We start from the raw sequence: 12,885 nt of genomic DNA on the forward strand, positions 1-12,885 counted from the left end.
GGTGTACGCAGATACCTATGGCACGCACTTCGACCACTACCTGTCGCTCGAAGAGACTGCGAACCGGTTGTCCACCTTCCAACTGACGCTTCTGCCCGGCCTGCTCCAGACGCCCGGCTATCGCCGGTCGGTCGTCCAGGCGGCCTATCGAGATATCTCGCTTGTTGAGCTGGAGCGCCGCGTTGAGCTGATGACCCGCCGTCAGCAACGCTTGACCGAGGACACCGACTTTCAAATGAATGTCGTGTTGTCCGAATCGTCGCTGCGGCTGCCGGTCGGCGGCCCGGACATCATGACCGAACAGCTGGCGTCGCTGATGAAGGCTGGACGGCTTCCCAACGTGAACATCCGAGTGGTTCCGACCAGCGTCGTAGGGCATCCCGGCCTGGTGATCGGCAGCTTCACCCTGTGCGAATTCCCTCCAGTCGAAGGGCTGAATCTGTCACCTGTGGTCTACATCGAAGGACACGAGGGCGCACTGTTTCTCGATGAGCCTGATGACAACGCTCGGTATCGAAGTTCCTGGCAGGAACTCCAGCGTGTAGCGTTATCAGCACAGAAATCCAGGGAATTTATCCTGGAGATTTCCAAGAGCTAGAGGTGATCATGAGCCTGTCGAATGCCCGGTGGTTCAAGAGCAGCTACAGCGGCTCCGAGCATGCGTGCGTCGAGACCGCATTCCTGGACGATGGCCGAGTTGCCGTCCGCGACACCAAGAACCGCGACGGCGGCACGCTCATCTTCACGCCCGCAGAGTGGGATGCCTTCACCGCTGACATAGCGGATCACAAGTTCGTTGGGTGAGGACAAATCAAGGAGCGTCATCGTTCAGATAGCAAGGAAGTACGAAGCGTGAGCGTTGACCTGTCCGGGGCTCAGTGGTTCAAGAGCAGCCGCAGTAGTGGGGGCCAAGACTGCGTAGAGGTCGCGCACCTGGACGGCGGGCTGGTCGGTGTGCGGGACTCCAAGAATCCTGGCGGGCCCGCGTTGGTCTTCACGCCCGCCGAGTGGGACGCCTTCACGGGCGGCGTGACCGACGGGGAGTTCAACCGACCGGCGTAGTCGAACTTGTAGATGATCGCCCCGCTTGGTGAGCAGGCAGGGTTTTCTATACCTGGACCAGGCGGTATTGGGCTGCGGCAACAGCAGACCGAAGAAGCCCGGCACCACGGCCGGGCTTCTCTGGACGCTCAGAACCCTGCGGCGCTCAGAAGCTGACGCGCTGGTTCTCCGGCATGAACAGCTTGTCGCCTTCCTTCACGCCGAAGGTGTTGTAGAACTCGGCGAGGTTTCGGACCACCTGGTTGCAGCGGAATTCGCTGGGGGAGTGGGAGTCCTGCAGCTGGCTGATGGTGGCTTCTTCGGTCTGCTTCTCGCGCCAGCTGCGGGCGTGGGAGAAGAACATCTGCTGGTAGTCGGGTTCCTTGCCCTCGCGTTTCGCGGCGATTCGGTAGGCCTCCAGTGCGATCTGAAGTCCGCGCAGGTCCGCGAGGTTCTCGCCGACCGTAAGCGCGCCGTCGACGTGGTACTTCGGATCGAGTCCTTCCGGGACCAGCGCGTTGTACTGGTCGATGAGCTGCTTGGTCTTGGCTTCGAACGCGGCGAGGTCCTCGGGGGTCCACCAGTCGCGCCGATTGCCGTCGGCGTCGTACTTGGAGCCCTGATCGTCGAAGCCGTGCCCGATTTCGTGGCCGATGGTCGCGCCGACCGCGCCGTAATTGACCGCGGTGGTGGCGTCCTTGTCGAAGAACGGCGGCTGCAAATAGGCTGCGGGGAAGGTGATTTGGTTGTTGGTCGGGGAGTAGTAGGCGTTCACCGTCTGCGGCGACATGCCCCATTCGGACTTGTCGACGGGGGTGCCGAGCCGATTGAACGCCTTCTTGGATTCGAAAGTGTTGACCGCGCGCAGGGATTCGATCAGCTTGCCCCTGGTGATCTTCAGGCCGGAGTAGTCGTCCCACTTGTCCTGATAGCCGATCCTGGCCTCTATCTTGTCGAGCTTGACGATCGAGGCTGCCCGCGTCGGCGGTGACATCCAGGTGGAATTGGTGAAGTTTTCCTTGTAGGCGGCCACGAGATCGGCGACCATTTCCTTGGCGCGATCCTTGGCTTCGGGCGGAAAGTGCTCGGCGACATACAGTTTGCCGAGCTGCTCGCTGAGATTCTCATCGACGACGCCGACTGCCGACTTCCACAACTCCGGCCGTTCGTCGAGCCCGCTGAGCACCCTGCCGACGAAGTCGAACCTGGCATCGGAGATGGCCTTCGGCAGGAAGCGGCCGTAATTCGCGGTCACACTCGTGCGCAGGTATTCACGCCAAACAGCGATATCGACGTCGGCCCACAGCTGCGCGGCCCCGGTGACAAAGGACGGCTGGGAAACCACGATCTTGTCGAACAGCTGCCGTGGCCGGTCGGTATTGCCCGCCATCCACGGTTCCCAGTCGAATTGCGGTCCGAGCGCGGTCAATTCGGACCAGCTCATCAGGTTGTAGGTGGCGTCGGTGTTCCGATTACGCACACTGTCCCAGTGCACGGCCGCGATCTTGGTCTCCAGCTCGACCACCCGCTGCGCCAGCCCGGCCGGATCGGCGAAGCCCGCGCCCGCGGCCATCTTTTCCACGTAGGTCTTGTATCCCGTGAGCTGCGTCGTGTACTCGGGTTTGCGATAGTACTGCTCGCTGAGGCCGAGACCCGACTGGCTGATGGTCGGGATGTAGGCGTTGGAGTCCTTGCGATCAATCCCGACGCCGATCGCGATCAGACCCGAGATGGGCAGCTCGGCCATCACCTTGGCCAGGTCCGGCTTGGTCGCGGCGCCGTCGATCTTGGCGTACAGGTCGGCGAGCGGGGTCATCCCGAGCTGCTCGATGGTGTCGAGATCCATCCGCGCGTCATAGAGATCTCGAATCTGCTGCGCCTCCGAGCCGGCTTTCGGGTCTTTGACGCCATCGATGATCGCCCGCAGCTGATCGAGGGTTCGGTCGCCCGCCTCGCTGATCGCGCCGACGGCGGCCTTATCGGGCGGCAGTTGGTATTCCCGCAGCCAGGTGCCGTTGACGTGCCGATACAGATCGTCCTGCGGCCGGATCGCATTGTCGGCGCCGCCCAGATCGACGCCGGCGAGCCGCACTGTGTCGTTGTTCGAGCACGAAACCAACGCGACGGCGGCCGGTACGACCCCGAGCGCGACCAGGAAGGCACGACGGTCCAGCTGACCGGGACCACCGGTTGATGTCACGAGGATTCCTCTCCCGATGCGGTCTGGCCGCATCCTGGTCAAATGCGTATTGCTCGCCCGAGGCTACCTGCCATCGGTCGCACAAGCCTGCCCTATCAGAGCGCGACCCGTTGGTCCTGCGCGAGGAACAGCTTGTCGCCATCCCGCACCTCGAAGGTGGCGTAGAACTCGGGGATGTTGCGGACAACCTGATTGCAGCGAAACTCGTTGGGTGCGTGCACATCCTGGGCGAGCGCTAATTCCTGCCGCTGCCTGGTCGCTTTGGACCGCCAGACGCGCGCCCACGACATGAACATGGTGCGGTAGTCGGGATCGCCCCCACCGTCACGCTCTTGCGCGATCCGCAGCGCGGCCAACGCGATGCTGAGACCACGTAGATCGGCGAGGTTCTCACCCACCGTCAGCGCGCCGTCGACGTGCTTGCTCGGGTCGAGGCCCAGCGGTACCAGCGCGTTGTACTGCTCGATGAGTTGCTTGGTCTTGATGTCGAAGGCCGCCTTGTCCTGTGCGGTCCACCAGTCGCGTATGTTGCCGTCGGCGTCGTACCTGGCTCCCTGGTCGTCGAAACCGTGGCCGATCTCGTGGCCGATGATCGCGCCGATCCCGCCGTAGTTGACCGCCGCTTGTGCATCTTGGTCGAAGAACGGGGGCTGCAGAATGGCGGCGGGGAAGGAGATGTCATTGACACTCGGGTTGTACATCGCGTTCACCGTTTGCGGCGTCAAGCGCCATTCGGACCGATCGACCGGGGTGCCGAGCCGCGCGAAGGCGCGCTTGGATTCGAAAAGCTCTACGGCTCTGATGGATTCGATCAATTTTCCCCTGGTGATCCGCAACCGGGAGTAATCGATCCAGGTGTCCGGATAGCCGATTTTCGCGTCGATCTTGTCCAGTTTGACGATCGCGGCGGCCCTGGTCGGCGGCGACATCCACGACGATCGGGTAAAGCTGTCCCGGTAGGCAGCCATGAGATCTGCGACCATCGCCTTGGCCCGATCCTTCGCGGCAGGCGGAAAATATCGGCCCACATAGAGTTTCCCGAGCTGCTGGCCGAGATTCCCGTCGACGGTCTCGATACCGTCTTTCCACAGCTCTTGCCGCTGTTGTAGCCCCTGTAGTGCCTTGCCCGTGAAATCGAACGCCGCATCGGAGATGGCCCTCGGCAGCTCGGAGGCGTATTTCTTGACCACCGCCATGCGCAGATACTCCCGCCACAGCGCGATATCGACCTCGGCCCACAATTGCCCCGCCGCCGTCACGAATGACGGCTGCCCGACCACTACCTTGTCGAACAGGTGTTTCGGTTGGTCGGTATTGCCGGCCAGCCACGGGTCCCAGTCGAATTGCGGTGCGAGCGCTGTCAATTCGACCCAGTCGAGCAGGTTGTAGGTGGCGTCGGGATTGCGCAACCGTACGTTGTCCCAGAATCCGGCGGCGATTCTTGTCTCCAATTCGAGCACCCGCTGGGCGGTGCCGGGAGGATCGGCCAGGCCCGCACCGGAGGCAACGCGTTCCAGATAGGTCCGATAGGCCGCAAGCTGCTCGGCGTATTCAGGCTTGCGGTAGTACTGCTCTCCCATATTCGGGTCGATGCCGGACTGAGAGACTGTGGCGATGTAGTTGCCCGAACTCTTCTCGTCGACGCTGGCCCCAAGGGCGATCAGGCCGCCGATCGGCAATGCGCCCATTACTCGGGCGAGATCCGCCTTGGTCGCCGCGGTGTCGATGGCGGTGAACAGATCGGCCAACGGTGTCACCCCGAGCCGTTCGATACCGTCCAGATCGACCTTGGCATCGTAGAGATCGCGTATCTGCTGCTCCGCGGAACCGGGCGCAGGGTCACGGATGCCATCGATGATCGTGCGCAACTGCTGCTGGACGCGGTCGTTGACCTCGTCGAACGAACTGTAGGACGGCTTGTCCGGCGGAAGCTGATAGTCGCGCAGCCAGACGCCGCTGACATGCCGGTACAGGTCGTCCTCGGGACGGATCGCCGGATCCGCGCCGCTCACATCGGCACCGGTGAGCGCCACCGTCTTGTGCTGCGTGCAGGAGGCCAGCGCCGTGGTGGCCGGAATCACCCCTAACGCGAGCAGGAAAGCGCGACGGTCGAACCGGAAAGGACGAGCGGATGAACTCAAGAGGGCCCCTTCGCCAGCGATGATGCCGAATATGAATAGCCTTTTCAGTGATCTTCCCGGCACCGAGGGTAGTAAGTCGATTGGCCGCAGGCGCTGATCGGCGGGGCTTTCACAGGCGAAGTTCAGGGTTGGGGCGCGGACCCGATTTGGGTACGACCTGGGGATTCCCCTACACTGAACCGGTTGCCTGCGGGAGCTATGCCCGCAATCCGGCCGTGAACCCCCAGTGGTTGGGTCCTTTTGATCCAGATAACCGCTGGCAGGCGCGCGTTCGGGTGGTTACACGACCATGCCCGTCGGGTCGGCAATCCGGCGTGCGTATACATCCAGGTCAAGGAGGCTGAAGTGATTCAGCAGGAGTCGCGACTGCGTGTCGCCGACAACACGGGTGCGAAGGAAATTCTTTGCATCCGCGTGCTCGGTGGCTCGTCACGTCGCTATGCCGGCATCGGTGACATCATCGTCGCCACCGTCAAGGACGCTGTCCCCGGCGGCAACGTCAAGAAGGGTGAGGTCGTCAAGGCCGTCATCGTGCGCACCACCAAGGAGCGCCGTCGCCCGGACGGTTCGTACATCAAGTTCGATGAGAACGCCGCCGTGCTCATCAAGCCCGATAACGATCCGCGTGGCACCCGCATCTTCGGCCCGGTCGGCCGCGAGCTGCGCGAGAAGAAGTTCATGAAGATCGTTTCGCTGGCCCCGGAGGTGCTCTGACATGAAGGTGCACAAGGGCGATACCGTGCTCGTCATTTCGGGCAAGGACAAGGGCGCCAAGGGCAAGGTCATTCAGGCCTACCCGGCGATCGGTAAGATCCTGGTCGAGGGCGTGAATCGGATCAAGAAGCACGTCGCGGATTCCGCGAACCAGCGTGGCGCTTCCTCCGGTGGCATCGTCACCCAGGAAGCCCCCATCCAGGTCTCCAACGTGATGGTCGTCGATTCCGATGGCAAGCCGACCCGTGTCGGTTACCGCACCGATGAGGAGAGCGGCAAGCGGGTCCGGATCTCCCGTAACAACGGGAAGGACATCTGACATGAGCACTTCTGAGAAGACCCAGCCGCGCCTGAAGGCGCGCTACCGGGCCGAGATCAAGGACGCGCTGAACGGCGAGTTCGAGTACGCCAACGTGATGCAGATCCCCGGCGTTGTCAAGGTTGTCGTCAACATGGGTGTCGGCGACGCCGCCCGTGACGCGAAGCTGATCAACGGCGCCATCAAGGATCTGGAACTGATCACCGGTCAGAAGCCCGAGGTCCGCAAGGCGACCAAGTCGATCGCGCAGTTCAAGCTGCGTGAGGGCATGCCCATCGGTGCGAAGGTCACGCTGCGTGGCGATCGCATGTGGGAGTTCCTCGACCGGCTCGTCTCCATCGCGCTGCCCCGTATCCGTGACTTCCGCGGCCTGTCGCCGAAGCAGTTCGACGGCAACGGCAACTACACGTTCGGCCTCAGCGAGCAGTCGATGTTCCACGAGATCGACGTGGACTCCATCGACCGCCCGCGCGGTATGGACATCACCGTCGTGACCACCGCGACGAACAATGAAGAGGGCCGCGCCCTTCTCAAGCACCTCGGCTTCCCGTTCAAGGAGAACTGAAGATGGCCAAGAAAGCACTGAGGATCAAAGCCGAGGCTAAGCCGAAGTTCGGGGTCCGCGCCTACACCCGCTGCCAGCGTTGCGGCCGTCCGCACGCGGTCTACCGCAAGTTCGGCCTGTGCCGCATCTGCCTTCGTGAGATGGCGCACCGCGGCGAGCTGCCGGGCGTGCACAAGAGCTCCTGGTGAGCTTGCTCTCCTCGTGAGTGCACTCGCGTAAGCGAAACTGAACAAGGGCACGGCCTCCAGCGGAGGCCGTGCCCTTGTGCGTTGGTGCGCGCTTCAGGATCGCCGCGGCGATGTCCGGTCAGTTCATTCCTGGCCCGTCAACGCCGTCAGCTGCGGTCATCGTGGCCGAGGTCGCGCATCGTCCGAAGCCGGAAGTCCTCGTCCAACACAGTTTCAACGCTTATGCGTTGCCATGGATGGGAATGCCGAGGAAGGTGTTCCCCGCCCCGCCCCCGCGTCATATCATTCTTCCCGTTCTTGGGAATGATCGCCAGGTTTGAGCAGTCGCATACTTGTCGGCACGAGTATGAGTCAAGGCCCTCGGGGCCCGGTTAATAGTCGACTGTCCAGATGGTTTTACGTTGTCAACCGTTGACAGATGACCCAACTCCAAATTCTGTCGAGGAACATGTCCGGCCCCGGTGGTCCGGCTTCAAGTGGAGGCACCGTGCAGCGACACGTGATCGCAATCCATCGACTGCGCGGCGTCGACGTTCCATACCTCGATGCTATCGACCACCTCGTCGCGCCGGCTGGGATTTCGGCATCGCCCGCGGTCGCACCGAATTCCATTTTCGATGAATAATCTGTATCGCGATAAATCTCGGGTACATGCAGAGAAGGAATCAACGATCGACATGGAACCGAAGATTGATATTCAGCTCACCGAAGCAGAAATGCGGGCCATGCTGTGCGCGGACGTCCGGCGCGGGTTGTCCGGGCCACGAAAATGGCTACCGTCGAAATGGTTCTACGATGCGCGGGGCAGTAAATTGTTCGACGCGATCACCGAACTACCCGAGTACTATCCGACGCGGACTGAGCGCGCGCTACTGCATACCAGCGCGGTCGAGATCGCGATCGCGGCCGCCGGTGCCGCGGAACTGGTCGAACTCGGCTCAGGTTCGTCGGAGAAGACCCGGCTGCTGCTGAGTTCGTTGAGCGAGCGCGGATCGTTGCGCTCGTATGTACCACTGGATGTCTCCGAATCCGCTCTGCGAGCCGCCGTCGGCTGGATCAACGAGGAGTTTCCGCAACTCGAGATCCACGCCATGGTCAGTGATTTCACCAACAAGCTGGATCGTCTCCCGTGCCGTGGCCGACGGATCATCGTGCTGCTCGGCGGCACGCTCGGCAATCTGACGCCTGCGGAGCGGGCGGAGTTCTTCGGCCGCATCCATGAGGTACTCCACACTGGGGAACAGCTGCTGCTCGGGGTGGGCCTGGTGACCGATCCGGCGGTGATGGTGCCCGCCTACGACGATGCCGCCGGTGTCACCGCCGAGTTCAACCGAAACATCCTGCAGGTGGTGAACAACCGGCTCGGTGCGGACTTCGAACCGGACCGGTTCGCGCACGTCGCGCTGTGGGACGCCGACAACGAGTGGATCGAGATGCGGCTCGAGGCGACGGTCGATATGACGGTCACGGTGGCGGACCTGGATCTGGTGATCGAATTCGCCGCCGGTGAGCAGCTGCGCACCGAGATCTCGGCGAAGTTCCGGTTGACGGCGTTTTACGACGAACTCGCGGCGGCCGGGTTCCGGGTGCAGCGATCCTGGACCGACCCCGCCGACCGCTTCGCTGTGGTGCTCGCAGGCAGATGAGCGCGGGTAGCGAAGCGACCGAGCAGTTGGTCGGGCCGGCATGAAAGATGTCATCGCGGCGAACGTAACGCTGTCCGCCGAGCGGGCCCGGCTGCGATCGAGTGCCGGGCGGTGGATTGTCGCGGCGACCGTGCTCGGCTCGGCGGTGGTGTCCCTCGATGCCACGGTGGTCACCATTGCAGCACCGCGGATCGGGTCGGACCTCGGCACCGATATGGTCGGCTTGCAGTGGGTGGCGAGCGGTTACACCCTTGCCTTGGCATCGCTGATCCTGGTGGGCGGGGCGCTCGGCGACCGATTCGGTCGGCGCACGGTATTCGTATGGGGCTGTGTCGGTTTCGCGGTGTCCTCGGCGTGGTGCGGCGTTGCATCGGACATCCCGATGCTGGTGGCGGCGCGGGTGGCGCAGGGTATCGCGGGCGCGCTGATCACCCCGGGCAGTTTGGCGCTGATCTCCGCGTCGATAGATCCGCGTGATCAGGGTGCGGCGATCGGAATATGGTCCGGTCTAGGGGGCGTGGCGGGGGCGGTCGGGCCGGTCGCAGGCGGGTGGTTGGTAGAGCTGGCCGGGTGGCGTTCGGTGTTCCTGATCAATGTTCCGCTTGCGGTAGCCGTTGCCGTCATCGCGGCGCGACGCGTACCGGAATCCCGGGATCCGCACGCGCCCCAGCGACTGGATGTGCTCGGAACCGCTGCGGTCGTCGCGGGGCTGGGGATGTTGACCTATGGTTTCATCGCCGCGCGGACCTGGATGGAATTGGTCGGTGTTGCGCTGCTTGTCGTGTTCGTGATCGTGCAGGCGCGCAGCCGCTACCCGCTGGTGCCGCCGACGCTGTTCGGTTCGCGAGTGTTCACCGTGGTCAATCTGGTCACGTTTCCGGTGTATGCCGCGCTGGGGTGTGTCTTGTTCCTGTTGCTGCTCCAGTTGCAGGTCGCCGCCGGATACTCTCCCCTTGCTGCGGGGATGGCGACGGTGCCGATCACCGCGATCATGTTGCTGTCCTCGACGTGGGTCGGGCAGTGGGCGCAACGGCACGGTGCGCGCGCCCCGATTGCGATCGGGTTGCTCCTGGCTGCCGCCGGATCGGGGCTGCTGGCCAGAATCGGCACGCACGGTTCGTATTCGACCGCGGTGCTGCCCGGTGTCGTGTTATTCGGCATGGGCATGGCCGTATTCGTGGCTCCACTGACCGAATCGGTATTCGCCGCTGCGCCGACCGAGGAGGCCGGGGTCGCATCCGGCGTCAACAATGCCATCGCACGCATCGCCCAGTTGCTCGCCGTCGCCGCGGTCCCCGGCTTCGTCGGCATCTCCCACGCGCCGCTCACCGACACCGTCGCCTTCAGCGCAGGCTACCGGGCCGCCATGTGGATCTGCGTCGGCCTTTTCGTTGCCGGTGCTGCCCTCGCCGCCATTCTCATGCCGAGATCGCGGAAGGTCTGATAAACCTCCGCCACCGGGGACCGGCCCTCAGCGGTGTACCAGGGCGTTGGCGATGGATTCGCGCACCACGGTCAGCGGGACGCTCGGGAGGGCGATTCGGAGCAGGCCGAATTCCAGCTCTTCCTCGCGGTTCCACCCGGATTTTGCCCCCAGCTGGGGCTTGTCTACACTAGAGCGGTTGCCTGGGCACGAGTGTGCCCGCATGTCCTTGATGCAGTGACTGCATCGGCCTTCGGGCAGGCTCAGGCACCGAGAACTCTTATGAGAACTCATCCGGTCGGCAAGCGTCGACCGGACCAGCCCAATTGCTGTAGGCCCACGACCGGCATGTCGTTATTTACGCCGGTGTTGAATGGGAACCGCAGCGAGAAAGGTGTCGAGGTCTAACCATGACCATGACAGATCCGATCGCGGACTTCTTGACACGTCTGCGCAATGCCAACTCGGCGTACCACGATCAGGTGAAGAGCCCGCACTCGAAGCTCAAGGTGAACATCGCCGAGATCCTCAAGCGCGAGGGCTACATCGCCGACTACCGCACCGAGGACGCGACCGTGGGCAAGAGCCTCATTGTCGACCTCAAGTACGGCCCCAGCCGTGAGCGCAGCCTTCAGGGCCTGCGCCGCGTCAGCAAGCCGGGTCTGCGCGTGTACGCAAAATCCACCAACCTGCCCAAGGTCCTGGGCGGCCTCGGCGTGGCGATTATCTCCACGTCGACCGGTCTGCTCACTGATCGCCAGGCGGCCAAGCAAGGTGTAGGCGGGGAAGTCCTCGCCTACGTCTGGTAAGGGGAGGTAGGACAATGTCGCGTATTGGCAAGAAGCCCATCGCAATTCCCGCAGGCGTCGATGTCACCATCGAGGGCCAGAACGTGTCGGTCAAGGGGCCCAAGGGCACCCTGTCGCACACGGTCGCCGAGCCGATCACCATCTCCAAGGGTGAGGACGGCCAGCTCGAGGTCGTGCGTCCGGACGACGAGCGTCGCAGCCGCGCGCTGCACGGCCTGACCCGCACCCTGGTCTCGAACATGGTCGAGGGTGTGACCAAGGGCTACGAGAAGAAGATGGAAATCTTCGGCGTCGGTTACCGCGTGCAGGCCAAGGGTTCCAACTTGGAATTCGCCCTCGGCTACAGCCACCCGGTCCCGATCGAGGCGCCGGCGGGCATCACCTTCGCGGTGGAGACGCCCACCAAATTCTCCGTGTCCGGTATCGACAAGCAGGCGGTCGGCCAGATCTCCGCTGTGATCCACGGACTGCGCAAGCCCGACCCGTACAAGGGCAAGGGCATCCGCTACGCCGGCGAGGTCGTTCGCCGCAAGGTCGGAAAGACAGGTAAGTGATCATGGCGCAAACCGAAAATCAGAAGGCCAAGCGCATTCCGGTTGGCAAGGACGCGTCGACAAGGCGTCGTCTGTCGAAGACGCGTCGCCACTTCCGTCTGCGCAAGAAGGTCGTCGGCACCACCGAGCGTCCGCGTCTGGTGGTCAACCGCTCCTCGCGTCACCTGCACGCACAGCTCATCGACGACTCGATCGGCAAGACCGTCGCCGCCGCGTCCTCGATCGAGGCCGATGTGCGCGCGCTGGACGGCGACAAGTCGGCCAAGGGCAAGAAGGTCGGCGCCCTGCTGGCCGAGCGCGCCAAGGCTGCCGGTATCGAGGCCATCGTGTTCGACCGTGGTGGTCACGACTACCACGGCCGCATCGCGGCGCTTGCCGATGCCGCTCGCGAAGGTGGGTTGAAGTTCTGATGACTGCAAACATTTACGGAAGGAACGTCTGATGCCGGGACGTCAACGGCGTGACGGCGGCAACGGACCCGCCGGACAGCAGAGTGGCCCCGCTGGGGGTGGCGACACCAACGCTCGCGGCGGTGGCCGTGATCGGCGTGGCGGCGGCGACAACCGTCGCGACAACGCTGCCGAGAAGAACCAGCTCGAGCGCGTCGTCGCGATCAACCGCGTCTCCAAGGTCGTGAAGGGTGGTCGTCGCTTCAGCTTCACCGCCCTCGTGATCGTCGGTGACGGCAACGGTTTGGTCGGCGTCGGCTACGGCAAGGCCAAGGAAGTTCCCGCGGCCATCCAGAAGGGTGTCGAGGAGGCTCGCAAGAGCTTCTTCCGCGTCCCGATGATCGGCTCCACCATCGTCCACCCCGTTCAGGGTGAGGCGGCGGCGGGTGTCGTCATGCTGCGTCCGGCTTCGCCGGGTACCGGTGTGATCGCCGGTGGCGCGGCTCGTGCCGTGCTGGAATGCGCTGGTATCCATGACATCCTGGCGAAGTCGCTCGGTAGCGACAACGCCATCAACGTCGTGCACGCGACGGTTGCGGCGCTCAAGATGTTGCAGCGTCCCGAAGAGGTCGCGGCCCGTCGTGGTCTGCCCCTCGAGGACGTTGCTCCTGCGGGCATGCTGCGTGCGCGCCAGGTCGCTGGAGGTGCCAGGTAAATGGCAGATCTCAAGGTAACCCAGATCAAGAGCACGATCGGTGCGAAGGCCAACCAGCGCGCCAGCATGCGCACGCTGGGTCTGCGCAAGATCCGCCAGACCGTGGTTCGCGAGGACACCCCTCAGAACCGTGGGCTGATCAACGTCGTGCGCCACCTCGTAACAGTTGAGGAGGTCTGAC

16 protein-coding genes are annotated in these 12,885 nt (G+C 63.6%); 14 read left to right on the forward strand and 2 right to left on the reverse strand.

The window, feature by feature from the left end; translation table 11 throughout:
• The 3 genes from ACLMAJ_RS37810 to ACLMAJ_RS37820 form a co-directional block, all read left to right on the forward strand.
• A partial coding sequence (locus tag ACLMAJ_RS37810; RefSeq protein ID WP_412018726.1) for a DUF5753 domain-containing protein occupies positions 1 to 598 on the forward strand: 598 nt, incomplete at its 5' end.
• Positions 599 to 606: 8 nt separating this feature from the next.
• The gene (locus ACLMAJ_RS37815) at positions 607 to 804 is read left to right on the forward strand and encodes a DUF397 domain-containing protein (protein ID WP_412018728.1); all 198 of its coding nucleotides are present in this window, start codon (positions 607 to 609) and stop codon (positions 802 to 804) included.
• Positions 805 to 852: 48 nt separating this feature from the next.
• Positions 853 to 1,062, forward strand: a complete 210-nt coding sequence (locus ACLMAJ_RS37820; RefSeq protein ID WP_412018729.1) for a DUF397 domain-containing protein — start codon at positions 853 to 855, stop codon at positions 1,060 to 1,062.
• 145 nt (positions 1,063 to 1,207) lie between these two features.
• Here ACLMAJ_RS37820 and ACLMAJ_RS37825 read toward each other — a convergent pair whose 3' ends face one another.
• Entirely contained in the window at positions 1,208 to 3,241 is a 2,034-nt protein-coding gene (locus ACLMAJ_RS37825; protein WP_412018730.1) for a M13 family metallopeptidase, read from the reverse strand.
• A 95-nt stretch (positions 3,242 to 3,336) separates the two neighbouring features.
• A complete protein-coding gene (locus ACLMAJ_RS37830) occupies positions 3,337 to 5,382 on the reverse strand; it encodes a M13 family metallopeptidase (protein ID WP_412018731.1) in 2,046 nt (681 codons plus the stop codon).
• Positions 5,383 to 5,727: 345 nt separating this feature from the next.
• Here ACLMAJ_RS37830 and rplN point away from each other — a divergent pair, with 345 nt between their 5' ends.
• The 11 genes from rplN (at position 5,728) to rpmD (ending at position 12,884) form a co-directional block, all read left to right on the forward strand.
• Positions 5,728 to 6,096: a 50S ribosomal protein L14 gene (rplN, locus tag ACLMAJ_RS37835; protein ID WP_396995662.1), complete on the forward strand. Its 369-nt coding sequence runs from the start codon at positions 5,728 to 5,730 to the stop codon at positions 6,094 to 6,096.
• A 1-nt stretch (position 6,097) separates the two neighbouring features.
• Positions 6,098 to 6,415 carry a 50S ribosomal protein L24 gene (rplX, locus tag ACLMAJ_RS37840; protein ID WP_412018732.1) on the forward strand — a complete coding sequence of 106 codons (318 nt, stop codon included), beginning with the start codon at positions 6,098 to 6,100 and terminating at the stop codon, positions 6,413 to 6,415.
• A 1-nt stretch (position 6,416) separates the two neighbouring features.
• Positions 6,417 to 6,980, forward strand: coding sequence for a 50S ribosomal protein L5 (gene rplE, locus ACLMAJ_RS37845; protein WP_412018733.1), 564 nt, complete (start codon positions 6,417 to 6,419; stop codon positions 6,978 to 6,980).
• Positions 6,981 to 6,982: 2 nt separating this feature from the next.
• Positions 6,983 to 7,168: a type Z 30S ribosomal protein S14 gene (locus ACLMAJ_RS37850; RefSeq protein WP_412018734.1), complete on the forward strand. Its 186-nt coding sequence runs from the start codon at positions 6,983 to 6,985 to the stop codon at positions 7,166 to 7,168.
• A 671-nt stretch (positions 7,169 to 7,839) separates the two neighbouring features.
• Positions 7,840 to 8,814 carry an L-histidine N(alpha)-methyltransferase gene (gene egtD, locus ACLMAJ_RS37855; RefSeq protein ID WP_412018753.1) on the forward strand — a complete coding sequence of 325 codons (975 nt, stop codon included), beginning with the start codon at positions 7,840 to 7,842 and terminating at the stop codon, positions 8,812 to 8,814.
• A 40-nt stretch (positions 8,815 to 8,854) separates the two neighbouring features.
• Positions 8,855 to 10,258, forward strand: a complete 1,404-nt coding sequence (locus tag ACLMAJ_RS37860) for an MFS transporter (protein WP_412018735.1) — start codon at positions 8,855 to 8,857, stop codon at positions 10,256 to 10,258.
• A gap of 389 nt (positions 10,259 to 10,647) precedes the next feature.
• Positions 10,648 to 11,046, forward strand: a complete 399-nt coding sequence (gene rpsH, locus ACLMAJ_RS37865) for a 30S ribosomal protein S8 (RefSeq protein ID WP_412018736.1) — start codon at positions 10,648 to 10,650, stop codon at positions 11,044 to 11,046.
• 14 nt (positions 11,047 to 11,060) lie between these two features.
• Entirely contained in the window at positions 11,061 to 11,600 is a 540-nt protein-coding gene (gene rplF / locus ACLMAJ_RS37870; protein WP_412018737.1) for a 50S ribosomal protein L6, read from the forward strand.
• Between the two features lie 2 nt (positions 11,601 to 11,602).
• Positions 11,603 to 12,010 (forward strand): 50S ribosomal protein L18, encoded by a 408-nt coding sequence (gene rplR / locus ACLMAJ_RS37875; RefSeq protein ID WP_412018738.1) that lies wholly within the window; start codon positions 11,603 to 11,605, stop codon positions 12,008 to 12,010.
• Between the two features lie 31 nt (positions 12,011 to 12,041).
• A complete protein-coding gene (gene rpsE / locus ACLMAJ_RS37880; RefSeq protein WP_412018739.1) occupies positions 12,042 to 12,704 on the forward strand; it encodes a 30S ribosomal protein S5 in 663 nt (220 codons plus the stop codon).
• Positions 12,705 to 12,884, forward strand: a complete 180-nt coding sequence (gene rpmD, locus ACLMAJ_RS37885; protein WP_412018740.1) for a 50S ribosomal protein L30 — start codon at positions 12,705 to 12,707, stop codon at positions 12,882 to 12,884.
• The last annotated feature ends 1 nt before the right edge of the window (position 12,885 follow it).

The sequence above is a fragment of the Nocardia arseniciresistens genome (assembly GCF_046764875.1).
GTDB lineage: Bacteria > Actinomycetota > Actinomycetes > Mycobacteriales > Mycobacteriaceae > Nocardia > Nocardia arseniciresistens.

Bases quoted from the DNA above. Each gene is read 5' to 3' on its own strand.
- ACLMAJ_RS37850 (WP_412018734.1), top strand. From the start codon at position 6,983: ATGGCCAAGAAAGCACTGAGGATCAAAGCCGAGGCTAAGCCGAAGTTC.
- rplR (WP_412018738.1), top strand. From the start codon at position 11,603: ATGGCGCAAACCGAAAATCAGAAGGCCAAGCGCATTCCGGTTGGCAAG.
- rplE (WP_412018733.1), top strand. From the start codon at position 6,417: ATGAGCACTTCTGAGAAGACCCAGCCGCGCCTGAAGGCGCGCTACCGG.
- rplX (WP_412018732.1), top strand. From the start codon at position 6,098: ATGAAGGTGCACAAGGGCGATACCGTGCTCGTCATTTCGGGCAAGGAC.
- rpmD (WP_412018740.1), top strand. From the start codon at position 12,705: ATGGCAGATCTCAAGGTAACCCAGATCAAGAGCACGATCGGTGCGAAG.
- rplF (WP_412018737.1), top strand. From the start codon at position 11,061: ATGTCGCGTATTGGCAAGAAGCCCATCGCAATTCCCGCAGGCGTCGAT.
- ACLMAJ_RS37860 (WP_412018735.1), top strand. From the start codon at position 8,855: ATGAAAGATGTCATCGCGGCGAACGTAACGCTGTCCGCCGAGCGGGCC.
- rpsE (WP_412018739.1), top strand. From the start codon at position 12,042: ATGCCGGGACGTCAACGGCGTGACGGCGGCAACGGACCCGCCGGACAG.
- rpsH (WP_412018736.1), top strand. From the start codon at position 10,648: ATGACCATGACAGATCCGATCGCGGACTTCTTGACACGTCTGCGCAAT.
- ACLMAJ_RS37815 (WP_412018728.1), top strand. From the start codon at position 607: ATGAGCCTGTCGAATGCCCGGTGGTTCAAGAGCAGCTACAGCGGCTCC.